At 64.7% G+C, this 23,720-nt stretch carries 21 protein-coding genes; 18 read left to right on the forward strand and 3 right to left on the reverse strand.

Annotated features, from left to right (window positions below; genetic code table 11):
- The first annotated feature begins 1 nt into the window (after nucleotide 1).
- From J2D77_RS08070 to J2D77_RS08125, 12 genes are all read left to right on the forward strand, one after another.
- Nucleotides 2–2,413: a TonB-dependent receptor gene (locus tag J2D77_RS08070; RefSeq protein WP_230975651.1), complete on the forward strand. Its 2,412-nt coding sequence runs from the start codon at nucleotides 2–4 to the stop codon at nucleotides 2,411–2,413.
- A 166-nt stretch (nucleotides 2,414–2,579) separates the two neighbouring features.
- Nucleotides 2,580–3,731, forward strand: a complete 1,152-nt coding sequence (locus J2D77_RS08075; RefSeq protein WP_207845776.1) for an acyl-CoA dehydrogenase family protein — start codon at nucleotides 2,580–2,582, stop codon at nucleotides 3,729–3,731.
- Between the two features lie 112 nt (nucleotides 3,732–3,843).
- Entirely contained in the window at nucleotides 3,844–5,139 is a 1,296-nt protein-coding gene (locus J2D77_RS08080; protein WP_207845777.1) for an aromatic ring-hydroxylating oxygenase subunit alpha, read from the forward strand.
- Nucleotides 5,136–5,609 carry an aromatic-ring-hydroxylating dioxygenase subunit beta gene (locus J2D77_RS08085; RefSeq protein ID WP_207845778.1) on the forward strand — a complete coding sequence of 158 codons (474 nt, stop codon included), beginning with the start codon at nucleotides 5,136–5,138 and terminating at the stop codon, nucleotides 5,607–5,609. Before J2D77_RS08080 ends, J2D77_RS08085 begins: the two co-directional genes overlap by 4 nt.
- The gene (locus J2D77_RS08090) at nucleotides 5,606–6,379 is read left to right on the forward strand and encodes an SDR family NAD(P)-dependent oxidoreductase (RefSeq protein WP_331000087.1); all 774 of its coding nucleotides are present in this window, start codon (nucleotides 5,606–5,608) and stop codon (nucleotides 6,377–6,379) included. Before J2D77_RS08085 ends, J2D77_RS08090 begins: the two co-directional genes overlap by 4 nt.
- Nucleotides 6,376–7,386, forward strand: coding sequence for a PDR/VanB family oxidoreductase (locus tag J2D77_RS08095; RefSeq protein WP_230975652.1), 1,011 nt, complete (start codon nucleotides 6,376–6,378; stop codon nucleotides 7,384–7,386). The genes J2D77_RS08090 and J2D77_RS08095 overlap by 4 nt, the downstream gene beginning before the upstream one ends.
- Entirely contained in the window at nucleotides 7,386–8,447 is a 1,062-nt protein-coding gene (locus tag J2D77_RS08100; protein ID WP_207845779.1) for a ketopantoate reductase family protein, read from the forward strand. The genes J2D77_RS08095 and J2D77_RS08100 overlap by 1 nt, the downstream gene beginning before the upstream one ends.
- 3 nt (nucleotides 8,448–8,450) lie before the next feature.
- Nucleotides 8,451–9,206, forward strand: a complete 756-nt coding sequence (locus J2D77_RS08105) for a class II aldolase/adducin family protein (protein WP_207845780.1) — start codon at nucleotides 8,451–8,453, stop codon at nucleotides 9,204–9,206.
- Nucleotides 9,207–9,456: 250 nt separating this feature from the next.
- Nucleotides 9,457–10,698 (forward strand): amidase, encoded by a 1,242-nt coding sequence (locus tag J2D77_RS08110; protein WP_207845781.1) that lies wholly within the window; start codon nucleotides 9,457–9,459, stop codon nucleotides 10,696–10,698.
- 47 nt (nucleotides 10,699–10,745) lie between these two features.
- Entirely contained in the window at nucleotides 10,746–11,339 is a 594-nt protein-coding gene (locus tag J2D77_RS08115) for a nuclear transport factor 2 family protein (protein WP_207845782.1), read from the forward strand.
- 54 nt (nucleotides 11,340–11,393) lie between these two features.
- Complete coding sequence (locus tag J2D77_RS08120) at nucleotides 11,394–11,786, forward strand: hypothetical protein (RefSeq protein ID WP_207845783.1); 393 nt, start codon at nucleotides 11,394–11,396, stop codon at nucleotides 11,784–11,786.
- Nucleotides 11,787–11,915: 129 nt separating this feature from the next.
- On the forward strand, nucleotides 11,916–13,196 hold the full coding sequence (locus tag J2D77_RS08125) for a spinster family MFS transporter (RefSeq protein WP_207845784.1): 1,281 nt from the start codon (nucleotides 11,916–11,918) through the stop codon (nucleotides 13,194–13,196).
- A gap of 131 nt (nucleotides 13,197–13,327) precedes the next feature.
- Here J2D77_RS08125 and J2D77_RS08130 read toward each other — a convergent pair whose 3' ends face one another.
- Nucleotides 13,328–13,801: a GlcG/HbpS family heme-binding protein gene (locus J2D77_RS08130; RefSeq protein WP_230975676.1), complete on the reverse strand. Its 474-nt coding sequence runs from the start codon at nucleotides 13,799–13,801 to the stop codon at nucleotides 13,328–13,330.
- Between the two features lie 189 nt (nucleotides 13,802–13,990).
- Nucleotides 13,991–14,836 (reverse strand): aldo/keto reductase, encoded by an 846-nt coding sequence (locus tag J2D77_RS08135; RefSeq protein ID WP_207845785.1) that lies wholly within the window; start codon nucleotides 14,834–14,836, stop codon nucleotides 13,991–13,993.
- Nucleotides 14,837–15,390: 554 nt separating this feature from the next.
- Here J2D77_RS08135 and J2D77_RS08140 point away from each other — a divergent pair.
- The 3 genes from J2D77_RS08140 to J2D77_RS08150 all read left to right on the forward strand — a co-directional run bounded on the left by J2D77_RS08140 (nucleotide 15,391) and on the right by J2D77_RS08150 (nucleotide 19,726).
- The gene (locus J2D77_RS08140) at nucleotides 15,391–15,600 is read left to right on the forward strand and encodes a hypervirulence associated TUDOR domain-containing protein (protein WP_207845786.1); all 210 of its coding nucleotides are present in this window, start codon (nucleotides 15,391–15,393) and stop codon (nucleotides 15,598–15,600) included.
- A 633-nt stretch (nucleotides 15,601–16,233) separates the two neighbouring features.
- On the forward strand, nucleotides 16,234–17,970 hold the full coding sequence (locus tag J2D77_RS08145) for a glycoside hydrolase family 68 protein (RefSeq protein ID WP_207845787.1): 1,737 nt from the start codon (nucleotides 16,234–16,236) through the stop codon (nucleotides 17,968–17,970).
- Between the two features lie 139 nt (nucleotides 17,971–18,109).
- The gene (locus J2D77_RS08150; protein WP_207845788.1) at nucleotides 18,110–19,726 is read left to right on the forward strand and encodes a glycoside hydrolase family 32 protein; all 1,617 of its coding nucleotides are present in this window, start codon (nucleotides 18,110–18,112) and stop codon (nucleotides 19,724–19,726) included.
- Here J2D77_RS08150 and J2D77_RS08155 read toward each other — a convergent pair.
- Entirely contained in the window at nucleotides 19,707–20,219 is a 513-nt protein-coding gene (locus J2D77_RS08155) for a lytic transglycosylase domain-containing protein (RefSeq protein ID WP_207845789.1), read from the reverse strand. The genes J2D77_RS08150 and J2D77_RS08155 overlap by 20 nt on opposite strands.
- Before the next feature lie 252 nt (nucleotides 20,220–20,471).
- On the opposite strand from J2D77_RS08155, the gene gspG reads away from it, so the two are divergent.
- From gspG to J2D77_RS08170, 3 genes are read left to right on the forward strand one after another with little or no spacing between them, the layout of a single operon-like run.
- Entirely contained in the window at nucleotides 20,472–20,927 is a 456-nt protein-coding gene (gspG, locus tag J2D77_RS08160) for a type II secretion system major pseudopilin GspG (protein ID WP_207845790.1), read from the forward strand.
- Between the two features lie 11 nt (nucleotides 20,928–20,938).
- On the forward strand, nucleotides 20,939–21,724 hold the full coding sequence (locus J2D77_RS08165; protein ID WP_207845791.1) for a prepilin peptidase: 786 nt from the start codon (nucleotides 20,939–20,941) through the stop codon (nucleotides 21,722–21,724).
- An 18-nt stretch (nucleotides 21,725–21,742) separates the two neighbouring features.
- On the forward strand, nucleotides 21,743–23,719 hold the full coding sequence (locus J2D77_RS08170) for a GspE/PulE family protein (RefSeq protein ID WP_230975653.1): 1,977 nt from the start codon (nucleotides 21,743–21,745) through the stop codon (nucleotides 23,717–23,719).
- The last annotated feature ends 1 nt before the right edge of the window (nucleotide 23,720 follow it).

Genomic DNA, 23,720 nt, shown 5'->3' on the forward strand with positions numbered 1-23,720 from the left:
TATGGTTACCCTCAGAACTCCGGTGCTGAAGTCCGGCTGCTCGGTGCTGGCGCTGGCTTTTGCTTTCGACGCTGCTTCTGCTGCGACACATGCGGTTTCGGGTACCAAAGGGGGTAAGGCCACCACGGCGTCGGTTCAGAAAACCAGTGCGACCAGTGGCACGACCGGCAATGCGAAAGTGGCGTCCACATCCGCCACGAAAACGGGGGCATCCACCCGTGCCGCGGCGGTCGGGCAAAAGCCCAAAAACACCGCCGCATTGCGCAGCACCGGGCTTGAGGACGTGATGGTGCATGCCCGCCGGCGTAGCGAACGCCTCGAACGCACGCCCATTTCCATGACCACCATGTCCGGCCAGCAATTTACCGAGCGTGGCATTACCTCGCTCGACAAGATCCAGAATTTCGCGCCCAATATCTCATTCGGCAACGTGGCCTCCAACTCCGGTGTCGCCAACGCCGCGGCCGTGTTCATCCGCGGCATCGGCCAGACCGACTTCTCCTTCGGGGTCGATCCGGGTGTGGGCATGTATGTCGATGGCGTGTATGTCGGCAGCGCCGTGGGCTCGGTGCTGAGCATGGTCGACATTGCCGACGTTTCGGTGCTGCGCGGCCCGCAGGGCACGCTGTTCGGGCGTAACACCATCGGTGGTGCGGTCTCGGTGTCCTCCCTCACCCCGAACGAGACGCTTTCGGCCAAGGCCGATGTCAAATACGGCACGGCCAACCGCATCAACGTGCGGGCCTTCGTCAACACGCCGGTTGCCAAAAACCTTTATGCCAACTTCTCTGTCGGCAGCTTCATGCAGGACGGCTACGTCAACGCGCCGTACCAGAAGAACGCGCGTTCGCTGGGCAACCAGGACAGCCGTGTGTTCAAGGGCGCGCTGCGCTGGAACCCGATCGAAAAGCTCGATATCGTCCTGCGTGGCGACTGGTCGCGTGACCGCAGCAACGGCGCACCTTTTGTCACCACCGGTGTGATGTCGCCCGCGACCATGATCACGATCAACAACGCCAATGCCGGCGGTACGCTGAACAACTGTTCGGGCTCGGGCTGCTACAATTCGCGCTATTTCAGCAAGAACACCAACTACGGCACCAGCCCCGACTTTTCCAACCTGACAAGCTGGTCCACCTCGGGCACGATCGACTACCACCTGACAGACTATATCGACCTCAAATCCATTACCGCCTACCGCAAAAGCCTTGGCAAGTTCGCGCAGGATCGTGACGCATCGCCGATCGGCATCAACGCCGTGTACGACAACTACGCGGAAAAGCAGTTTTCCGAAGAATTCCAGATCAATGGCCGTGTCCTGCACAACCGGCTGCATTATGCGGCAGGTGTGTATTACTTCAGCCAGTCCGGCCAGGACCTGAACCCCACGAACTTCTACCTGCTGAGCCTGCAAAGCGGTGGGTATTTCCACGACACCAACTATGCCGCCTACGCGCAGGCGACGTATGACGTCACCTCCAAGCTGCATATCACGGCGGGCGTGCGCTACACGGAAGACAACAAGAGCTTCACGCCCAACCAGTATTACACCTCGGGTCGTGCGCCCTATGTCACCATTCCGCCGGGCACGCGTATCGTTCCTTACCAGACCTATCACAACAACAATGCGCGCTGGACGCCCATGGTCAACGTGGCCTACCAGGTCACGCATGAACTGATGGCCTATGCCACGTTCTCGCAGGGGTTCAAGGGCGGCGGCTTTACGCAGCGCCTGACCAACATTGCCGCGGCCCCGCCGTCTTTCCGGCCCGAAACCGTGAATTCGTTCGAAGGCGGGCTGAAATTCTACGGGCTCAATCACAGGCTGCGTATCAGTGCGGCCGGTTTTTACACATTCTATAACGACGTGCAGCTTCTGGTGGCCGACGACACCAATATCGGTCCGTACTATACCAATGCGGGCAAGGCGCGTATTCCCGGTTTCGAGCTTGAAAGCCAATACGCGATCGGCGATGGCTGGACCGCCATCGGCTCCATCGGCATGACGGATGCGCATTACACCAAGCTGAACGGCGGCGTGCAGGGCCTGACCCTGAGCAGCCCGTTCGTTCTCGTCTCCAAATGGACGGCCAATCTCGGCCTGGCCAAAAAGATCGACCTGGGCAAGGCCGGCACCCTGACCCCGCGTGTGGATGCCACCTACCGTTCGCGCTATAACGCCAACCTGAACGCGATCCCCTATGCGCAGCTCATGCAGCCCAAATACATTACCGTGAACATGAGCGCGCGCTGGGTCAGCGAGAGCGGGCGCTACAACTTCATGGTCGGGCTGGACAACGCCACGAACGAGAAGTTCATGGCCTGGGGTAGCTATTCGGGCAGCTTCGGCAATATTCAGAAATCCTTTGATCGCGGCCGCCAGTGGTACATTCAGGGCGGTGTTTCCTTCTGATGACGGGGGTGTGTGCAACACCCCAGAAAGATAAAAAGTTACTTGAAAAGGAAACAAATTGTCGGTACATCAGGACATGGCCGCCACACGGGTCGCGAGTGGCGCGCCGCATGGAACGAAAGGGTACGGCGGCTTGCCGTACCCGGAGCAAGGCAGGCACGATACAATGCTTAACGACACTCTTGCGGCTCCACACGCCCTTCAGACCGGTGATGCATTGGAGGGGCTGCTTGCCACCATCCGTGCCGAAGCCCTGGAATTTCGCGCGCTGCGGCGTATTCCCCAGCCTGTCGTAGAACAGTTCCGGTCGGTGGGCGTCTACCGTGCCCTGGTGGCGCGGCGTTTTGGCGGGCTTGAAGTCTCGCCCATGACTTTTCTCGACCTGATCGAAACCATCGCCCATGCGGATGCCTCCGCCGGGTGGGTGGCAAGCTTCGGGGTTTCGGCCACCTATCTGGCGGCCCTGCCCATTCCCACGCTGGAAAAGCTCTATGCGCATGGGCCCGACGTGGTGTTTGCCGGGGCTATCTTTCCCCCGCAGAAGGCGCGCCCGGTGGATGGCGGCTTCATGGTCAGCGGGCGCTGGCCCTATGCCAGCGGTTGCCCCGGCGCTTCGCTGATCGGGGTGGGGATCGCGGTCGAAGGCGAAACCGGCGGCCTGCCGCGCACCGCCGTGCTGCCGCGTTCGTCCGTGCAGATCGATGAAACCTGGGACACGATCGGCCTTGCGGGCACCGGCAGCCACGACGTGGTGGTGGAAGACGTGTTCGTCCCGCATGAATGGACCTTCATTCGCGGCGGCGCGCCCAGCCTGGATGCGCCGATCTATGCCTATCCCTCGCTCGGGCTGGCCGCACAGGTGCTGACGGTCGTGGGGCTGGGCTGTGCCCGCCGTGCAATTGACGAGGCGCGGACCATGGCCGGGCGCGGTTCCATTACCGGCGCCCCCGTCATGGGGGACAGGCCGTTCGTCCAGGGCGTGCTGGGCCAGGCCGAGGCGAAGCTGAGTGCGGCGCGCGCCTTTTTCTACGACATCACGCGCGAAGTCTGGGGCCAGCTCTGCGCGGGTGAGACCATATCGGACAAGCAGGCCAACAAGGTGCGCCTGGCCGCCACCCATGGCGCGCAGACCGCCTTTGATGTGGCGCGCGACTGTTTCAGCCTTGGCGGGATCGCCGCCGTGCGTTCGGACAATATCCTGGGCCGCTGCTTCCAGGATTGCGCGGTGGTGGCGCAGCACGCCTTCATGGCGCGCGGCAATTACGAAGCCGCCGGGCGCGTCATGCTCGGGCGTGGCGACAGGCCGGGCTACCCGTAAGGGCCGCAGGGTGGCGACTGGCCTGCCAGCCCGCCGAGGATAAAGGTTTTCCTGCAAACGATGCGGCCCGCCCGCGTGGTTCAGGACCATGAAGAGCTAAGGACGACAACCCATGACGACTCTCCCCGACCCAAGGAGCCTTGTCAACGCGGACTACGCGGACGGTTCCATCTACTCCAACCCTGACCTGTACGACATGGAAATGGACCGCATTTTCATGCATAACTGGATCTGGGTCGCCCATCGCAGCGACATTCCCGAGGCGGGCAGTTTCATCACCACCTTTGTCGGCCCGCATCCGGTTGTCGTCACCCGCGACCGCAAGGGGGATGTGCATGTCATGCTCAACCGCTGCCGCCATCGCGGGGCGACCGTGTGCGAAAACAAGCGCGGCAAGGCAGCAAGCTTTGTCTGCCCCTATCATGGCTGGGCCTACGGGCTTGACGGCGCATTGCGCGGCGTACCTTTCCAGGACGGGTATTCGGGCCAGCTCGACAAGGCGAAGTATCCGCTCGTCTCGCTCAGGGTGGAAGAATATAACGGCCTGATCTTCGCGACCTTCGATGCCGACATCATGCCGCTGGATGCCTGGCTGGGCCGTGCGAAACCGTGGATCGACCTGTTCATGAAGCAGGGTGCCGGCTGGCCGGTCAAGACCATGGGCGAGCACAAGTTCACCTTTCCGGGCAACTGGAAGATCCAGCTCGAAAACACGACCGACGCCTATCATTTCCCCATCGTTCACAAATCCTTCCTGGACTCGGTGGACGGGGAGACACAGAACACCTTCGACTTTGTCGAGGGCGAAGGCTATGTGGAAGATCTGGGCCACGGCCACTCCGTCATGGTCATGATCCCCGAACTGGTCGATCTGGAAGCCGACCTGGACGCGCCCATTCCCGAACGCTTCCAGGAACTGGCGGAAGGCCTGTCCAAGGATTACCCGCCCGAACAGGTGCGCCGGATCGTGCGCGCGGTAGGCGGGTCGGGGTTCAATCTCAACCTTTTCCCCAACCTTGCGTGTTCCATGGCGTTCTTCCGCGTCCTGCGCCCGCTCAGCGTGACCGAGACCGAAATCCGCCATATCGCCATCGGCATGGATGGCGGGCCCAAGCTGGGCAACGACATGCGCCTGCGCCTGCACGAACATTTCCAGGGGCCCATGGGCTTCGGCTCCCCCGACGATGCGGAGGCCTGGGACCGCGTGCAGCGCGGTTCGCTGGCGGGGCGCGATATCGCCATCCTGCTCAATCGCGGCCTGGGGCATGAAGCCCGGCGCGAAGACGGCAACCTGTTCAGCGATGTCAGCGCCGAAACCGGCATGCGCGCGGCCTACCGGCAATGGCTGGCGGCCATGACGGATGTGACCGCCGCATGCAGCAAGAACGAAGAGGAGAGCATGGCATGAGCATCACGCTGAACGAGGCTGTCGAGCTTGTCACGCTCGAGGCCGACCTGCTCGACCATGGCGATTTCACGCAATGGCTTTCCCTCTATACGGAGGATGGGCTGTATATCGTGCCCATCGACCCGGATACGGAAGATTTCGAGGATATTCTCAACTACGCCTACGACAATGCCGAAATGCGCGCCAAGCGCGTGCAGCGCCTGCTGGGCGGGCGCGCCATTTCGGCGGCCCCCCCGGCCCGCACGATCCGCCTGCTTGCGCGCTACCGCATGCTCGACACGGACGAGACCACCTGCACCCTGCGCTGCGCGCAGATGCTGACCGAACTGCGCCAGGGGCGTGAACGCTACTACGCCGCCAATGTCACCTTCGATCTCGTGCGCACCGAAACGGGGCTGAAGATCGGGCGCAAGGTCGTGCGGCTCCTGACCTCGACCGAGGCGCTGACAGCCGTGAGCTACATCCTGTGACCGGCGCGCCCGCTTCCGCCGGGGGTGCTCCCTCGGGCGCACCCGTGGCCATGGTAACGGGCGGTGCGAACGGGCTTGGCGCCTGTATCGCGGCCCATCTGGTGGCGTGCGGGTATCGGGTCGCGGTGGCCGATGTGGATGAAGCGGCAGCCCAGGCCACGGCCGGGGCGCTGGGGCCGCAGGCCATGGCCGTGGTGGTGGACGTGACCTGCGAACGCTCGGTCGAGGCCGGGCTGGACAGTGTGGAAGCCACATTCGGCCTGCCCTGGCTGCTGGTGAACAACGCCGCCGTCATGAAGGCGGAGAAAGTGCTCGAAATCGGGATCGACACGTTCGACGCCATTGTCGCGGTCAACCTGCGCGGCACGTTCCTGGGCTGCCAGCGCTTTGCCCGGCGGCTGCGCGCGGCCGGTGCGGGTGGGCGGATCGTCAATATGGGCTCGCTCGCGGGGGAAAACGGCGGCACGGCCACGGGGGCGCATTACGCGGCCTCAAAGGGTGGGGTGCATACGCTCACCAAGGTGTTTGCCCGTGACCTGGCCCCGTATGGCATTACGGTCAACGCCATCGCACCCGGCCCGCTGGACCTGCCTTCGGTCGCGGCCACGATCGGTGCTGAAAACGCCGCGCGGGTGCTGTCCAGCCTGCCCACAGGCCAGCCCGGCAGCCCCCAGACCGTGGCGCGCATGGTGGCCGAACTGGCCCGGCCGGATGCGGGCTCCATCACCGGCTCGATTATCGACATCAACAGCGGGCTTTACATGCGATGACCCAGCCTTCGATCACCCAACCCCGCCCCGCCGACGCCGCCATCCTGCCCGGCCAGAGCCTGGAGGTGGAAGTCACCGCCGCCGAACGCCGGGGCGAAGTGCTGCTGTTCAGCCTGGGCCTGCCCGGCGGGGGCGACCTGCCGGTATGGGAGGCCGGGGCGCATATCGACCTCGTGCTGGGGGATGGGCTGGTCCGCCAGTATTCCCTGTGCGGCGATCCGGCGGATCGGTCGTGCTACCGTCTGGCCGTCCTGCGTGACCCGGCTTCGCGCGGGGGGTCGGCCGCCGTGCATGAGCAGGTGTCCGTGGGGCGCAGGCTGACCATCGGTGCGCCGCGCAACCTGTTCGCGCTCGATACGGGGGCCGCCTGTTCCGTGCTGGTGGGCGGGGGCATTGGCGTGACCCCGCTGATTGCCATGGCGTATGAACTGCATGACCGCGGGCAGCCCTTCACGCTGCATTACGTCGCACGCGACCCGGTTTTCGCGCAGGTGCTGGCAGAAACACCGTTCGCCGCCAGCGTTGTCGTGCATGACCGTAGCCAGCCGGGGGCGCTGCGTTTCGACCCCGGCCAGGCGTTATGCGCGCAGGCCCTGCCGCAGGGGGCCGCCCTTGCGGGCACGCATGTCTATACCTGCGGGCCGATCGGGCTGATGGATGCGGTGTTCGAAGCCGGGCTGGCCCTGGGCTATGCCAGGCCCAGCCTGCACCGCGAAGCCTTTTCCGCCCAGCCCGTGGTGGGGGGCGAGGGCTTCAGCGTGCTGGCCGCGCGTTCTGGCGTGCGGGTTGAAGTCGGGCCGGAAGACACCATAGCCGGCGCCCTGGGCAAGGCGGGGGTCAAAGTCACGCTAAGCTGCGAGCAGGGGATCTGCGGCACCTGCGTTGTCAGCGTGCTGGAAGGCGAGCCCGACCACCGTGACGAATACCTGACCGAAGACGAACGCACCGACCAGATCGCCCTGTGCTGTTCGCGCGCGCGCAGCCCGCTTCTGGTTGTGGATATCTGATGTCCGGCGGCCCGAGTGTCTGCGTGGCGGGGATCGGGGCCGTGGGCGGCACGGTCGCCGCCATGCTGGCCCGTGCGGGGGCCGATGTTTCCGTGGTGGCGCGCGGGGCGACACTGGCTGCATTGCGGGCCGACGGGCTGACCCTGCGCGAAGGGGGGGCTTCCTTCACATGCAGGCCCCGGGCCGCCGAACAGGCCAGCGGGCCTGCGCGCGATCTTGTCATCCTGGCGGTCAAGTCGCACCAGCTTGGCGCGGTCCTGCCCGCCGTGGCCCCGGTCATCGGGCCCGATACGCTGGTGCTGCCCATTGTCAACGGCGTGCCATGGTGGATGACCCTGCCCGGCCCCGATGGCGTGAAATCAGCCTACCCCGGTGCTGCCAACCTCAGTGCTGCCAACCCCTGCATAGCCAACCCCTGTGCGGCGGCAGGCCCCATTGTCGACCCCGGGGGCGTTCTGGCCGGGGGCATTGCCCCTTCCGCCATTCTGGGCTGTGTGGCCTATGTGTTTTCCACCATGCCCCAGCCGGGTGTGGCCCTGTGCGCGCGCCAGCCCCGCCTTGTGCTGGGCGTGGCCGAGGCGGGTGCCAGTGCGGGATATAGTACGGGGCCGGCCATGGCGGCGGTCATGGATCTGCTGCGCGCGGCCGGTATCCTGGTCGAACACAGTGCCGATATCCGCAGCGCGGTATGGGACAAGGTGGTGGCCAATCTTGCGACCAATCCACTTTCCGTCGTGTGCGAGGCACCGCTGGGCCAGCTTGGCACGGACGAGCAGACCCGCGCCCTGATCGCCGCCGTCGCGCGTGAAGGCCAGCAGGTGGGGGCCGCCTGCGGCCTGCACCCAGCCCTGGCACCCGAACACCTGCTGGACATGGTGGCCGCAGCCGGCGGGCACGATACCTCGATGCTTCAGGATTACAGGGGGCGTCGCCCCCTGGAACTGGCCGCGATAGGCGATAGTGTGATCGCCCTGGCCAGGGTTCACGGCATTGCCGTTCCCGTAACCCAAACGCTCGTGCGGCTGGCGCGCTTCAAAAGCACCGCCGACAGGGAGAAATAAGCCATGACCGATGTCAGCTCAGACGAATGGCGCCTGCGTGTGCGCCTTGCCGAATGTTACCATCTGGTCGATTATTTTGGCTGGACGGAGATGATCTTCAACCATATCTCGGTCCGCCTGCCGGGCGAGACACGACGCTATCTCGTCAACGCCTTCGGCCTGAACTACGACGAAATCTCGCCCGAGAACCTGCTTGTGGTCAATGCCGATGGCAAGCTGGAGGGCGATCCGGCCGACAAGCCCAACCCTGCGGGTTTCGCGCTGCACGGGGCCATCCACGCTGCGCGTGATGATGTGCACTGCATCATCCACACCCATACGAGCGAGGTCAGCGCCGTTGCCGTCAAGCAGGGCGGTTTCAGCCACGACAACTTCTACGGTGCGCAGCTTTTCGGCCGGGTGGGCTACCACGCGTTCGAGGGCATTACCCTGTATGAGGAAGAACGCCCCCGCATGCTCGAAAGCCTGGGCGACAAGCACGTGCTGGTGCTGCGCAACCACGGCGTGGCGGTGGGCGAGAGCGATATCGCCCGCGCGTTCTTCCTGCTCTGGACCGTGCAGCGCGCGGCGGAAATCCAGTGCCATGCGGGCATGATCCCCGGCCCCGACACGCCGATCAGCGACAAGATCCGGGCCGCCTGTGCGCGTGACGCCGCATGGGTGATTTCCTCCACCAATGCCGCCGACAAGATGTTCGATGCCGCCGTGCGCAAGATGCGGCGCGAACGCGGCCCGCTCTGGCACGGTGACAATGCGTGACATACGGCGCGTGATGGCGGCCGGGGCTATGGGCCTGTTCCACACCCCCCGGCCCGTGCCCCGGATACCGCCCGTAACGTCCGCCCTGATGCGAGCCAGTAATACAGGCCAGTAATACAAGCCCGTGATACCGGCCATTGATACCGTCCCGTGATGCAGGCCCGCGATACAGGCCGTATCGCCCATGCTGACGCCGGAATTCGTCCATCCCTGCCATGCCCGCCATGCCGAAAGCCAAGGAGGTGACCCGATGAGTGAAGACAGATTGCGCCATGCCGCAGCCCTCATCCAGCGTATCGAAACGAGCGAACCCGTCCTGCGTGCGTTCACCGCCTATGACCCGGTGCGTATCCGTGCTGAAGCGCTGGGCGCACCCCAGGGCCCGCTGAGCGGGCTGAGCGTGGGCGTGAAGGATATTATCGACACCGCCGATTACGCCACGGGCCACGGTTCCCCCATTTACGACGGCTGGCACCCCCGTTCGGATGCATCCTGCGTGACATTGCTGCGGGCTGCGGGCGCTGTCTGCGTGGGCAAGACCGTCACCACCGAATTCGCGTTCTTCCGCGCCGGGGCCACGGTCAATCCGTACGACCATGCGCGCACGCCCGGCGGGTCTTCCTCCGGTTCGGCCACGGCGGTGGCGGCGGGCATGATCGATATCGGCCTGGCATCTCAGACGGCGGCCTCGCTCACGCGTCCGGCGTCCTATTGCGGCATTGTCGGCTTCAAGCCCAGCTACGGGCGCTATGCGTCCGCCGGGATCAAGAGCCTGGCCCCCTCCTTCGACACATTGGGCACCATGACGCGCGATGTCGCGACCGCCGCCCTGGCCGATGGCGTGCTCAAGGGCCCGGTGGCCGCCCCCACGCCGCTGGTGGCGCAGGCCCCCAAGCGGATCGGCCTGTGCCGTACCCCGCACTGGGCCGAGGCCGGCCCCGCAACACAGGCGGCGCTGGAGCAGGCCGCCGGCCTGTTCGGCGCGCAGGTGGAGGTGGCCGAGATCGACCTGTCCGCCTTTGCCGATGCCGCCGACCTGCACATTACCATCATGAGCTACGAGGCCGTGCAGGCCCTGGCGTGGGAATATACCCACCGGCGCGACATGCTCAGCCCGCAGATCTCGGCGCTGCTCGAAGCCGGGCGGGGTATTTCCTACGCCACCTACCGCACCGCCCTGGCCCGCGCACAGGACCTGCGCGCGCGCATGGCGGAACTGACACCGCCGGGCACGGTGCTGCTGGCCCCCGCCGCCCCTGACGTGGCCCCGCTGCTGAGCGAAGGCACGGGCAGCCCGCTGTTCAGCCGCCTGTGGACGCTTTTGCGCCTGCCCACCATCACCCTGCCCGGGCTGGTCAGTGCGACCGGCCTGCCCGTGGGCGTGCAGCTTCTGGGCCCGTTCGGGGAGGACGAAGCCCTGCTGGCCCACGCCGCCTGGGCCGAGACAGTGCTGCCCGCCCGCCCCGTGCCCCCCGCGGTTTCGCTGGGCTGACGGGACGGTGCCCCGGTATGGCACCCATTTCCAAGGAGAGTGACCCCATGGCCGATGATACATCCCCATCCGCAAGCCTTGTCGCCACGCTGAGTGCCAACCTGGCGGCCCTGACCCGCCGGGTGGAGGACCTGGAAGCCGAAGCGGCGATCCGCCGCATTCAGGCGCGCTACATGTTCCTGTGCGACACGCCCTGCCCCGAAGCCGGGGTGGAGGACGACGCCACGCGGATCGATCGGATCATGGAACTGTATACAGAAGACGCAGTGTGGGAAGGGGTGGGGGAATACTACACCAACCAGTTCGGCCAGTGTGTGGGCAAGGCGGCCATTCGCAGGCATTTCGAAGGGTTCTGGGGCCTCAAGCGCGACCCGGCTCTGGTGCTGAACGTGCATTACCTGACATCCGAACAGATCCATGTGCATGGCGATACGGCAGATGGGCAATGGGTGCATTGCCAGCCCTGGATTTTCAGCGATGGCAGTTCGCTGCTGCGTTCGAGCCGCCTGAACAACCTGTTCCGCCGCGAAGACGGTGTGTGGAAAATTGCCCGCACCCGCACGGAAAATGTCTTCATCGCCCCGCTGGCCACCGGCTGGGCGCAAAGCATCCCCACCCGCTCGGTGCTGATGCAGCCCTAAAGGCCGCAATCGGCCGGACGCTATAAAAACAGACGTATAAAAAGGACTTTTCCGATGGATGATCTCAAGGTCGCAACACAGGAAATCGTGGACCTGCACGTGCTGCTCCAGGCATGGTTCCGGGGCGAGGGGTCTGAAAACCCGCAGGATATCCTGGCCCATTTCGCACCGGGTTATGAAATGGTAGGGGCCGCGGGCCGCCGCATCGGGCTGGACGCCTTTGCGGGTGCGCTGCCCGTGCTGCGCGGCTCACGCCCCGGCCTGGTGATGGAGATCGAGGACGTGGCCATCCACACCCGCCTGGGCGAAGCCCTGCTGGCCACCTACCGGGAAGTGCAGACCCAGGGCGAAAGCCGCACCGAACGCTGGTCGAGTGCGCTGTTCGTGCCCGGCAACACCGCAACCGGCCTGGCCTGGAGCTTTTTGCAGGAAACCTTCCTGCCCTGAAAAACCCGGCACGGCGTCACCCCGTATCGCCACGCGGGGTGGCGCGGGGCATGATCCATGGGCCGCGCGCATGGACAGGGCGGGTAATTATTATAGTGTTACGATACCGATACAATTAAGGGGCAGGCCATGAAAGCGCGTTCCGTGATTACCCTGTTCGCGACAGCCTATGTCCTGTCCTTTGTGGACCGGCAGATTCTTGCGTTGCTGATCGGCCCGGTCAAGGCCGATCTGGGCCTGTCCGACTTCCAGTTCGCGCTGCTCAACGGTCTTGCCTTCGCGCTGTTCTATTCCGTGCTGGGCCTGCCGGTGGCGGCTTTGGCCGATCGCATGCCACGCCCGCCCATTCTGGCGAGTGGCGTGGCGTTATGGAGTGTAGCGACAATCGGCTGCGGTTTTTCCTCGAACTTCTGGCAGCTTTTTGCCTGTCGCACCTGCGTGGGCATTGGGGAGGCAGCTCTTGTGCCCGCCGTCTATTCCTTCCTGGCCGATATCGTTCCCCCCGCACGGCTGGGCCGCACGCTGGCACTGTTCTCGCTCGGCTCCTTCGTGGGGGCGGGGCTGGCCTTCCTGTGCGGCGGCATGGTGCTGGCCGCGCTGCATGACGCCACATCCTGGCACGGTATTGCGGGGTGGAAACTGTGTTTCATGGCCGTGGGCCTGCCCGGCCTGCCCCTGGCGCTGAGCATTGCGCTGGGCGTGCGCGAACCCGCCGGGCGGGTTTATGCGCAAACCGGGCACGCGGCGGGCCCGAACCCGTCCGCCTGGGCGGCCCCGCGCTACATGGCCCGGCATTGGAAGTTCTTTACGCTGCATTTTCTGGGCTATTCCTGCACGGCCATCATCCTGTTCTCGCTCATGAGCTGGACGCCGGCGCTGCTGGGGCGCGGGCGGCATTTTTCGCACCAGGATGTGGGGCTGGTCATGGGCCTGATCGCCATCGTGTGCGGGTGCGGCGGGGTTTATACCAGCGGGCGGCTGATCGACCTGCTGGCCAGCCGTGGCCATGCCGATGCACCGGCCCGGGTCGGGCTGACGGGGGCTGTCGCGGCCCCGCTCTTTCTGCTTGCGGCGCTGTCCATGTCCGCGAACGTGGCGTTTGTGCTGCTGCTGGCGGTGGCGTTCTTTTTCGCGTCCTTCCCCATGCCGCCTTCGGCACTGGTGGTGCAGCAGCGGGTGCCCAAAGCCCTGCGCGCGCAGTTTTCAGCCACATTGCTGCTGTGCAACGCCATGATAGGCCTGTCCGGCGGGTCCATGCTGATCGGCTATCTGGATGACCACGTGTTCCGCACGGCGGGTGGTGTTGCGTCCTCCCTGGGGTGGGTGGTGGCGGGGGCGGCGGTTGTCTCTGCCCTGTGCATTGCCGCAACCCGGCCGTATCTGCGCAATCCCGAACCAGCCAACGGATAAAAGTTTTTGGTGACGCTTTTTTAAAAAAGCTTCAAAAAACGTCACCTTTTGAAAAAATGCGACACCCATAACCTTTTAAGGAATATTGTGTCGGCAGCTTATACGCCCCGGCTCGGCGTCCGCTCGTGCCGTCAGTGAAAATCGGCGCGGAATTTATCCACTGCGGCCTGGGCGCAGGCCTCGTCCTTGTCCCCGCCCGATGCGCCTGAAACACCAATGCCGCCCAGCACCGTGCCGTCGGCCTTGCGCAACGTCACGCCCCCGGCAATGAAAATGACCTCAGGCACTGTTGCCAGTGACCCGTCGGCCGGGCCTGTCAGTTTGGCGGCGACAAGTTCACTGGTCGAATTCTTGTTAAAGGCCATGCCGTAGGAATAGGCAGTATAGGCCTTGCGGTAGGACACCGACAAAGATTGCAGGGGCACGGTATCGCCCTTGATGACAACCTGCTGGTGGCCGGACGGGTCCACCACTGTCGCCGTGACAGAAAAACCGCGCGCCGCACAGACACGAACAGCCTCCGCCGCCAGTTTTTCGGCCGTCATCCAGTCGAGCTTCTGCGTGGTGATTAGGTTCGTGCCCGCAGCCCGCGCCTGCGGGGCCATTGCCCCGCCCGCAAGGCTTCCCGCGCAAAGCATGAAAGCCCCCGCAAGGACCGCTGAAGGGCCGCCCCGAAGTGTTCTGGCAAGAACACCCCCAAGCCCCGAAAGGGTCTGCCCAAGCCCCGCCGGAATAGCCCCCTCAGCAGCTTTGCCGGCAGCTTTCCTGCCAGCCCTTGCGGTGTGGCGCATGGGTCAGAATTCCTCGTAAGTGGCCGGGTCCTGGCCGAAGGTGCGCCCGTCGGGCCGGGCGAGGGTTGCGATCTGTTCCATGTCCTGCGGGCTCAGTTCGAAATCGAACACGCTGAGGTTTTCGGTCTGGCGCGGTGCGGCCGTGGCCTTGGGCAGCGGCACGGCACCAAGCTGGACATGCCAGCGCAGGATGACCTGGGCAATCGTCTTGCCCACCCGTGTGGCCACGGTCTTGAGTACGGGGTCTTGCAGCATGTGGCTGGCCCGGCCCAGCGGGCTCCACGACTGGGTGAGAATACCATGCGCCTTATCGAAGGCGCGCTGTTCCGCCTGGGGAAAATAGGGGTGCAGTTCCACCTGGTTCACGGCGGGGGTGACACCGGTTTCGGCAATGATCTTTTCAAGGTGTTCGGGCAGGAAGTTGCACACGCCAATGGAACGGATCAGGCCTTTTTTCTGTGCCTCGATCAATGCGGTCCAGGCTTCGACATACAGGCCCTTGCTGGGGTTCGGCCAGTGGATGAGATACTGGTCGTAATAGTCGAGCTGCGCGCGATAGAGCGATTCCTCGACCGTGGCGATGGCTTCCTTGAAATGCTGGTGGCGGCCCGGCAGCTTGGAGGTCACGCGCAGTTCCGCACGCGGAATGCCAGACTGGCGGATGGCTTCGCCCACGGCCCCTTCATTTTCGTAATTGAAGGCGGAATCGAGCAGGCGGTAGCCGACCTTGATCGCGCTGACCATGTCGCCAACGCCGGCCGAGCCGTTCAGCAGATAGGTTCCAAACCCGATGGCGGGCTGGGTCGCCCCGTCGTTCAGGGTCCGTGTCGGGATTGTCGGTGCGGTCATGGGCATAAGCTCCTTGTTCTGATCCCGGCCGTGCCATCGTCACCAAGACAGGCCGGAATGCGCGGGGGTGTCGCGGGCGACACCAGGAATGCTGTCGCGGCACGATGGCGGCGAACAGCCCCCGCGCGGGGAAAGTCTGGCGTTTGTCGGCCGCTCTGGTGCCGGGACAAACGCATGGATTCAGCAACCGAAGGGAGGAGGCATGTCTTCGCAGGTGACGGGGACGTGCATGGTTATGTGTCTCCCAAATGCTTGAACGCGCGTGACCCCGGCTTGTGCCAGGGGCAGGCTATGGGTGCGTGGCCGGCCATGAGAGAGCATGAAATGCGTCGCGTCAACGCGTATCAATGGCCAGCTTGCCGGTTGCGGGGCATGACAGCGCGTGGCGATAGCACGCCTGCGTGTCATGGTATCCGTGAATTCACTATAAAAAAAGCGATATCGTTTGGCAAGGTCGGGTGCAAAAGCGGGTGCCATCCGCCTGCTGTGCGTATCGCTCGTCAGGCTCTATAATGTCACGCTGCGGGAATGCAGGGCAACGGGGCAGGAAGGCCATGGCGCAGAATTTTCACGTTGGTGAGCGGGTGTGGTGGAATTCCGAAGCGGGGCGTGTGGGCGGCACCATTATCGCGGTGCACACGCAGGATTTCCCGGTCAATGGCTATACCCACCATGCCAGCGCGCAGGACCCGCAATATGAAATCCGCAGTCTCAAGACCGATCATATCGCCTTCCACAAGGGGGCGGCCCTGACACGGGAATAACCCGCCGGGCAAGACCGTGCAGGATGAACGACCCGGCCTGATACGCCCGTTCTGTGGCGTGACCGCGCAGCCGCGCCTGTCCGGACACGACAATGCCGGCTGCGGAGTCTCCAGGCGCGGCCGTGCCTGCGGGGGGAACGGCCCGGTGCGCGCGCGGACATGGCACGCCCGTTCAGCATGTTTCATGACAGGGACTGTTTTGTCTCCCGTCAGGCAAAAGCCGCCCTGCATGGGGGGAGAACTGGCATAACGCGCGCATCATGGGCCGGCGGCAGGGACGGCCATGGTTATTCTGGCGGGTGTTCGCAACTATGCGGCGTTTCTTCACGGCCCTGTACCGCGCAATAGGGGAGGGCGGGAAATCTGTAGGAATTTGTACCTCTCTCGTTCCAAGAGTATAAATTTTTACATTTATTATAAAAAGAACGCAATTCAGCGAATCAATACAAATAAAGTTCACAGATTGCGGTTAATTAATTATTAAATTAAGTTTGACTAATTTCAAGATGATGTGATTTCGTAAGTCCACCGCAGGCACAGGGCCCGCAGTCCCGCCCCGCTTCCCTGCGGGTGTGGATACGATGGACCCGACTGCTTTCCTGCTAGAAAAATGTTGTATGTCAGGAGGTTGACATGCTGAAACCACGCAATACAGGCCCGATGCTTGCCATGGCATTGGCCGGATCGCTGCTTGCATCCGTCTGTATGCCCGCCCTTGCCCAGCAGACGCAGGACGCCCGGCGCGAAGCCGCGCGCGTGCCGCCCCGCCCGGGCATGATGCCGCATGCAGGCCGCATGTTCCCGGGCAGTTCGCTGTCCGGCGTGCCGGGCTTTGCCCTTCCCTCTGTCCATACCCAGCAGGCTTACGCGCCCGATGGCACGTTTACCGCCCGCTGGACGCGTGCGGATGCGTTGCAGATCAAGGCGCATTCCTCCACCTCGGTCCCGGCGGGGCAGAATTCCCTGCCCGCGCAGTTGATCATGCCCGATATTCCCGCAGATTTTCCAAGCATCAACCCGGATGTATGGGTATGGGACACCTGGACCTTGATCGACAAGCACGCCAACCAGTACAGCTATAACGGGTGGGAGGTCATTTTCTGCCTCACTGCCGATAAAAACGCCGGATATGGCTTCGACGATCGGCACACCCATGCGCGGATCGGCTATTTTTACCGGCGCGCGGGCGTGCCTGCCAGCAGGCGTCCGGCCAATGGGGGGTGGATCTATGGCGGGCTGATCATTCCCGAAGGCGCGCAGGAACAGGTTTTCGCGGGCACGACCTACACGATCACGGCGGAATGGTCCGGGTCCATGCGGCTGCTGAACACGAACGGGAACGATGTCTCGCTGTTCTATACCGACATGGCGTTCAACCGTAATGCGGCGGGTGAGGACATAACCCCCTCGCAGGCGGTCATTACGCAAAGCCTGGGCAAGATCCATGCGGATTTCAACCATGTATGGTTCACGGGCTTTACCACCCATACGGCCCTGCTGCGGCCCGATGGCGTGCTGTACCAGAATGGCGCGCAGAATCCGTACTACAACTTCCGCGATCCGTTCACGTTCGAAGATCCCAAACACCCCGGCACGAACTACATGGTTTTCGAAGGCAATACGGCAGGCCAGCGTGAGACGCCCCGCTGCACGGATGCCGATCTGGGCTACCGCCCGAACGACCCGCAGGCCGAAACATTGCAACAGGTGCTGGACAGCGGGGCCTATTACCAGATGGCCGCCATAGGCCTGGCGCGGGCCACGGATTCATCCCTGTCGAAATGGACGTTCCTTTCGCCGCTGATTACGGCGAACTGCGTGAACGACCAGACCGAACGCCCGCAGATGTATATCGATAACGGCAAATACTATATCTTTACCATCAGCCACCGCACGACCTTTGCCGCGGGGGTGGACGGGCCGGATGGCGTGTACGGTTTTGTGGGCAACGGCATCCGCAGCGATTTCCAGCCCATGAACTATGGCAGCGGGCTGGTGCTGGGCAACCCGACCGACCTGAATACACCCGCAGGCACGGATTACGACCCCGACCCGCAGCAGAACCCGCGGGCGTTCCAGTCCTATTCGCATTACGTCATGCCCGGCGGGCTGGTGGAATCCTTTATCGACACGATCGAAACCCGGCGCGGCGGCACGCTGGCCCCTACGGTGAAAGTCCGGATCGGGGGGGCTGCTTCGGCTGTCGATACGCATTATGGCAATGGCGGGCTGGGCGGCTATGGCGATATTCCGGCCAACCGGGTGGATATCAACATTCTCGCCTTCATCGCGGACCTGGCAAGCCAGAACGCGCAGGTGGGCCGGAACGTGACAGGGCAGATCAACGCGTTTCTCAATAGCGGGCATTAGGCGCATAGACGGCCTGTAAAGTGCGGGAATGCCCGAGCGCAAAGTGCCTATGCAAAGCCCGGCTCCATTCCACCCCGGTTGGAAACAGGCGGGGGAGGGGGCCGGGTAACTTTGCATGCGACAGAGGGGGAAAGGGCGCATGGCATGGCGGGGCCGGATACTGGGCGTGGGGTGGGGCAGGCTGGCGGCGCGCGCCGGGTGCCGGGGCGCTGCGGCAGGGCTTGCGCTGCTGCTGTCCTGCCCGGTGCCGGGGCTGGGGGCGGACACACCGCAATGGCGACCGGCCCTGCATTTTTCCCCCGCCGCGCATTGGATGAACGACCCCAACGGCCCGATCCTGCTCGATGGCGTCTATCATCTTTTTTATCAGTATAATCCCGGCGGCATGGTCTGGGGGCCCATGTCCTGGGGGCACGCCACCAGTCCTGACCTGCTGCACTGGCACGAACAGGCCATAGCCCTACGCGCAAAACCCGGGGAGGACATGTTTTCGGGCACAGTCATCCTCGATCGCGATAACCGTTCTGGGTTGGGGAATGTCCAGCACCCGGCGCTGCTGGCTTTCTATACCTCGGTTTTTACCGACCACCCGGATCATCCCGACGGCACGCAGGCGCAATCGCTTGCCTATAGTCTGGATAATGGCGCGACCTGGCAGGCTTATGCCCATAACCCGATCCTGACTCTGCAACCCGATTCCAGGCAGTTCCGCGACCCGTCCCTGACCTGGTACGCGGCCGGGCAATGCTGGATCATGGCAACGGTGGTGGGGGATGCGCAGGTCATCAAGCTCTATCGTTCGACCGATCTCCTGCACTGGTCGTTCCTGAGCGACTTTCAGCCCTCGGGGTATCGCAAGCCGGGTATGGCGTGGGAAATGCCGCTGCTGGTCCCGCTTCCGCTTGACGGCAATCCGCAGGACATGCGCTGGGTGATGCTTGTCAGCGTCAATCCGTGGAGCATCGCTGGCGGGTCGGGGGTGCAGTATTTTATCGGCCGGTTCGACGGTGTGCACTTCACCCCCGATGCGCTGCCGCCGGTGGGGGCCGATCCGTCCGCCTATGGCTGGCTCGATCACGGGGCCGATCATTACGCAACGGCGCGCATCGCCAATACTGGAACTGGCCCGCCCACGCTGATCGGTTGGATGAACAACTGGGACTACGCGCAAGACGTTCCCACCGCACCGTGGCGGGGGCAGATGACCCTGCCTGCCGAACTTGCGCTGAAAACGCTGGACGGCCACCCCACGCTGGTGCAGGCACCCGCCCAGCCATATCGGGACTGGCTGGCGCGGCAGGGCATGCGGACCTACCCCGACCGCATGGTGGGGCGTGACCGGCCGTGGCGCGCGCCGTTCAGGGGCGATGTGCTGGATATCCGCCTGACCCTGCGCCGGGGGGATGGTACACGCGCAGGGCTTGTGGTGCGCCAAACCCCCGATGGTAAAACCGGCACGGTCATCAGCTACGATTTCACCACCGCCGATCTGATCGTGGATCGCGGCCATTCGGGCGATGTCGGGTTTTCCCCCAAATTCAGCCCGGTTCACATCGCCCATCTGGCCGCACCCGGTGGCGTGGTGTCGCTGCATGTGGTGATCGACCGCTGTTCCGTCGAGGTTTTTGCCAATGATGGCGTGCTGCGCATGACCGATCTGGTCTTTCCGCCCGCCGATGGCACGAATGTGTCGTTATTTTCCACAGCCGGAAGCACCCGTTTCAGTGCCCTGCGCGTTACGGTGCTGAACCGGTGATTCCTCCGGAGGTGTCCAATGTCGGTACCAATGGGGGCGCTACTACGGGGGGCAGTGCCGGTGCCAGCACCTGCGGCGTGGCGCGCGCGGGTGGTTGCGCGAACAGGGCGCGGGCGCGGGCCAGCACCAGTGCCTGGTAGGACTGGTTGAAAAGGGTGGTGTGGGAATGATAATCGCCGACAGCACGCATCAGGTTGCCCCCCGCCCCCAGCAGGTTGAGCCGCATGATCGCCCCTGCCGCGCTGATATTGTAGCAAGGCTGGCTCAGCAAGTTGCGGTAGACGGTCTGCGGCGCGGTATGGGTATACCGGGCGATGGGGCCGACCCATATGGTGTTCACCTGCATCACGCCCAGATCCTCCGTCCCGTTCGTGTTGCGATGGATCAGGCCGTTGCGCCCGCCTTCCACAAGCTGGATCACCGGCAGGACACGCGGCGGCAGGTGGTAGAGGGATGCGGCCAGCACCATGCAGCCCAGATAGACAATGGCCATGACGGATATCCTTTTCGTTCTGGCTCTTCTGGCTCTTGCGCCGCCTCTTGTGCCCATGGGGTTCGCAGCCGGTCTTTTTCACGCCCGGCGCGGCATGTTTCCCCCTCAAAAGGGTTTTTCCCGCCCCCGGGTTTCGCGGGAGCGGGCGTTTTTCGTGGCGCGGCAGGCCGGGCAGGCGCGTGCCCGGGCGGCACTTTTTTGTACCCTTCCCGTCATGCCCTTGGGGTTTCATAACGCAGGAGGTCCATTTCCATGCCAAGATCCGTGCGATTATCCGTCCCGCCCCGCCACCTGGCGGCAAGGCGGGAGCAGGGTTTCACGCTGCTGGAACTGCTGGTGGTCATTGCCATTCTCGGCCTGCTGATCGGGCTGGTGGCCCCCGCGGCTTTGCGGCAACTGGGCGGGGCCCGCAATTCCGTGGCGCGGCAGTCGATCCAGCGGCTGGGGCAGGTGCTCGACCTCTACCGGCTGGACATGGGCAGCTACCCCAGCACGCAGGAGGGGCTGCGCGCGCTCGTCACCCGCCCCGACGGGGCGGAGAACTGGAACGGCCCCTATGTGCGCGAAGGGGCCGAACCGCTGGACCCCTGGCGGCACCCCTATATTTACCGCAATCCGTCCGAACGGCCGGGCCATGATTATGACCTGTGTTCGGCGGGGTCCACCGGCAATGCCGCCAATACGGCAGCCCTTATCTGCAATCCCTGAGCCCGATCCCGATGCTGAACACGCCCTGGCTCGTGCTGCTGCTGGCCCCTTTCGTGGGTTCGTTCCTGGGCGTGCTGGCCTGCCGCCTGCCCAGGGGCGAGCGCGTGCTGATCGCGCGTTCCGCCTGCGCGGGGTGTGGGGCAGTGCTGGGCCCGCACGAACTGGTGCCGCTGGTCAGCTACCTGATCCAGAACGGGCGGTGCCGGAGCTGTGGCGCGCGGATCGATGCCGAACACCCTGCCATGGAGCTTATGGCCCTGGGGATTGCGGTCCTGGCGCTTCTGGCATGCTGGCAGGGCGTGAAAACGGGCGTATATGGCGCGTCTTTTCCCATGCAGGTGGTGTGGCAGGGCTGCGTGCTGGGGTGGTGGCTGCTCGTTCTGGCCATGATCGATTTCAGGACGTATCGCCTGCCCGACGTGCTGACCCTCCCCCTTGTGGCTCTGGGGCTGGCGCTGGCGGCAGGGGGCGGGTGGCGCGCTGTAATGGTTCGTGGCGTGGGGGCAGGGCTGGGTTACGCGGCCTTTGCGGGCATGGCGGCCCTGTATCGTCGCGTGCGCGGGCAGGATGGGCTGGGGCTGGGCGATGCAAAATTGCTGGCCGCCGCCGGGGCCTGGCTGGGCCCGGCCGTGCTGCCCCGGCTTGTCTGTGCGGCGGCGGTGCTGACACTGGGCGGGGCTTGGCTTGCCACACGCGGCGGGCTGGCGCGCGGGCAAAGGGTGCCGTTCGGGCCCGGCCTTGCCGTGGCGATATGGGGCGCATGGCTGTGCCGGGCCGCCGGCCTGCCCGGCCCATGAACGCGAAAGGCCGCCACCATGGACGATGACACCCGCCCCGACAATGCGCCCGGCCCCTCCGCCGCCCCCAACGCCCATGCGGATGCGCCGCCATGGCCTGTTGCCCCGCCTGCCACCCCCGAAACGCTGCCACCCGACCCCGCCAGCGCGCCGAACACCAATGCGGATGCCCTGTGGCCTATCGACCCGCTGGTCGTGCCGGAAACCCCGCCCATGGACCTCGACACCGGCCCCGGTTCCGATGGCGGCGCGAACGGGGGGCCGGGTGCGATCCCCGCCAAACCCTTCGACCCACCTGCTTCGGGGCTGGCCGATACGCCCCGTGTGGAGGAACTGGCGGCCCTGCTGGTGGCGCAGGGGCGGTGCGAACCCCGGGCCATAGAGCGCGCCCGCCGCGCGGCGGAACAGAGCGGGCGGCGGCTCGACCAGATCCTGCTGCAACTGGGTCTGGTCTCCGAACGCGACATGGCGCACGCCTATGCGGACCTGCTGGGCATTCCCCTTGCCACCCCGGCCGATTATCCGGACGAGCCCGTGCTGGCCGATGTGCTGGGCGCGCGGTTCCTGCGCGATGCCCATGCCCTGCCCCTGGGGGTGGCGGGGCATGTCCTGTCTGTCGCCCTGCGCGACCCGCTTGATGGCTTCACCCCCGCAGCCCTTGCCGCCGTAACGGGGCTGGAGGTCGCACCCCGCGTAGCCACGCCCATCGAGCTTGAAAGCGCGCTGGACCGCCTGTACCCCCGCCCGCAGGATGAGGAGACAGCCCCGGCGGAGGAAGACACAGGCCAGGAAAACGACGCCGAACGGCTGAAGGACCTGGCGTCGGAAGCGCCGGTCATCCGCCTGGTCAACCAGATCATCAGCCGCGCGGTGGAAACCCATGCGTCGGACATCCATCTCGAACCGTTCGAGGACCGGCTGCGCGTGCGCTACCGTTACGACGGCGTGCTGCATGAAATGGACAGCCAGGTCGCCCAGCTTGTTCCGGCCATTATCTCGCGCATCAAGATCATGGCGCGGCTGGACATTGCCGAGCGCCGCCTGCCGCAGGACGGGCGCATCAAGCTGGCGGTGCGCGGGCACGAGGTGGATTTCCGCGTCTCCACCATTCCCTCCCTGTATGGGGAAACAGTGGTGCTGCGCGTGCTCGACCGCTCCACCATGCGCTTCGATTACGCAACCCTTGGCCTGGCGCCCGATATTGTCACCCGCCTGCGCGCACTCCTTGCCCTGCCCAACGGCATCGTGCTGGTGACCGGGCCCACGGGTTCGGGCAAGACCACCACCTTGTATACGGGGCTTGCCGATCTCAATGCCGTCACCCGCAAGGTGGTGACCATAGAAGACCCCGTGGAATACCAGCTTGGCGGCATAAGCCAGGTGCAGGTCAAACCCCAGATCGGGCTGAGTTTCGCGGCCCTGCTGCGGGCCATCCTGCGCCAGGACCCCGACGTGATCATGGTGGGCGAAATCCGCGATATCGAAACCGCCCAGATCGCCGTGCAGGCGGCACTGACCGGGCATCTGGTCCTGTCCACGCTGCATACCAATTCCGCCGCCGCCGCCATTATCCGCCTGCGCGACATGGGGGTGGAGGACTACCTGCTGACCGCCGTGCTGCGGGGCGTGCTGGCCCAAAGGCTGGTGCGCCGCCTGTGTGATGTCTGCAAGGTGCCCTACACCGCCCCGCCGGAACTGGTGGAGCGCCTGCACCTGCGCGGGCTGGGGCACGACGGGCCGGTCAGCCTGTTCCACGCCACGGGCTGCGCACAATGCCGCCACACCGGCTATAACGGCCGTCAGGCCATTGCCGAGCTTCTGGAACCCGATGACGCCATAGAGCGGCTGATCTTCGCACGCGCCGATCATATCGCCATAGAACGCGCAGCCATTGCCGCGGGCATGGTGCCGATGTTCACCGCAGGGCTTGCAGCCGCCCTGAGGGGTGAGACCACGATAGAGGAAGTCATGCGCTCCATCCGCGAGGATGGATGAT

It is taken from the genome of Acetobacter garciniae (genome assembly GCF_017377735.1).
Classification (GTDB): Bacteria; Pseudomonadota; Alphaproteobacteria; order Acetobacterales; family Acetobacteraceae; genus Acetobacter; species Acetobacter garciniae.

Coding starts and splice junctions, on each gene's coding strand:
- J2D77_RS08130 (WP_230975676.1), bottom strand. CDS start 13,801: ATGGCCCCGCAGGCGCGGGCTGCGGGCACGAACCTAATCACCACGCAG.
- J2D77_RS08125 (WP_207845784.1), top strand. CDS start 11,916: ATGAAAGCGCGTTCCGTGATTACCCTGTTCGCGACAGCCTATGTCCTG.
- J2D77_RS08165 (WP_207845791.1), top strand. CDS start 20,939: ATGCTGAACACGCCCTGGCTCGTGCTGCTGCTGGCCCCTTTCGTGGGT.
- J2D77_RS08105 (WP_207845780.1), top strand. CDS start 8,451: ATGACCGATGTCAGCTCAGACGAATGGCGCCTGCGTGTGCGCCTTGCC.
- J2D77_RS08095 (WP_230975652.1), top strand. CDS start 6,376: ATGACCCAGCCTTCGATCACCCAACCCCGCCCCGCCGACGCCGCCATC.
- J2D77_RS08150 (WP_207845788.1), top strand. CDS start 18,110: ATGGCATGGCGGGGCCGGATACTGGGCGTGGGGTGGGGCAGGCTGGCG.
- J2D77_RS08120 (WP_207845783.1), top strand. CDS start 11,394: ATGGATGATCTCAAGGTCGCAACACAGGAAATCGTGGACCTGCACGTG.
- J2D77_RS08110 (WP_207845781.1), top strand. CDS start 9,457: ATGAGTGAAGACAGATTGCGCCATGCCGCAGCCCTCATCCAGCGTATC.
- J2D77_RS08080 (WP_207845777.1), top strand. CDS start 3,844: ATGACGACTCTCCCCGACCCAAGGAGCCTTGTCAACGCGGACTACGCG.
- J2D77_RS08140 (WP_207845786.1), top strand. CDS start 15,391: ATGGCGCAGAATTTTCACGTTGGTGAGCGGGTGTGGTGGAATTCCGAA.
- J2D77_RS08115 (WP_207845782.1), top strand. CDS start 10,746: ATGGCCGATGATACATCCCCATCCGCAAGCCTTGTCGCCACGCTGAGT.
- J2D77_RS08070 (WP_230975651.1), top strand. CDS start 2: ATGGTTACCCTCAGAACTCCGGTGCTGAAGTCCGGCTGCTCGGTGCTG.
- J2D77_RS08100 (WP_207845779.1), top strand. CDS start 7,386: ATGTCCGGCGGCCCGAGTGTCTGCGTGGCGGGGATCGGGGCCGTGGGC.
- J2D77_RS08135 (WP_207845785.1), bottom strand. CDS start 14,836: ATGACCGCACCGACAATCCCGACACGGACCCTGAACGACGGGGCGACC.
- J2D77_RS08170 (WP_230975653.1), top strand. CDS start 21,743: ATGGACGATGACACCCGCCCCGACAATGCGCCCGGCCCCTCCGCCGCC.
- J2D77_RS08085 (WP_207845778.1), top strand. CDS start 5,136: ATGAGCATCACGCTGAACGAGGCTGTCGAGCTTGTCACGCTCGAGGCC.
- J2D77_RS08075 (WP_207845776.1), top strand. CDS start 2,580: ATGCTTAACGACACTCTTGCGGCTCCACACGCCCTTCAGACCGGTGAT.
- J2D77_RS08155 (WP_207845789.1), bottom strand. CDS start 20,219: ATGGCCATTGTCTATCTGGGCTGCATGGTGCTGGCCGCATCCCTCTAC.
- J2D77_RS08145 (WP_207845787.1), top strand. CDS start 16,234: ATGCTGAAACCACGCAATACAGGCCCGATGCTTGCCATGGCATTGGCC.
- gspG (WP_207845790.1), top strand. CDS start 20,472: ATGCCAAGATCCGTGCGATTATCCGTCCCGCCCCGCCACCTGGCGGCA.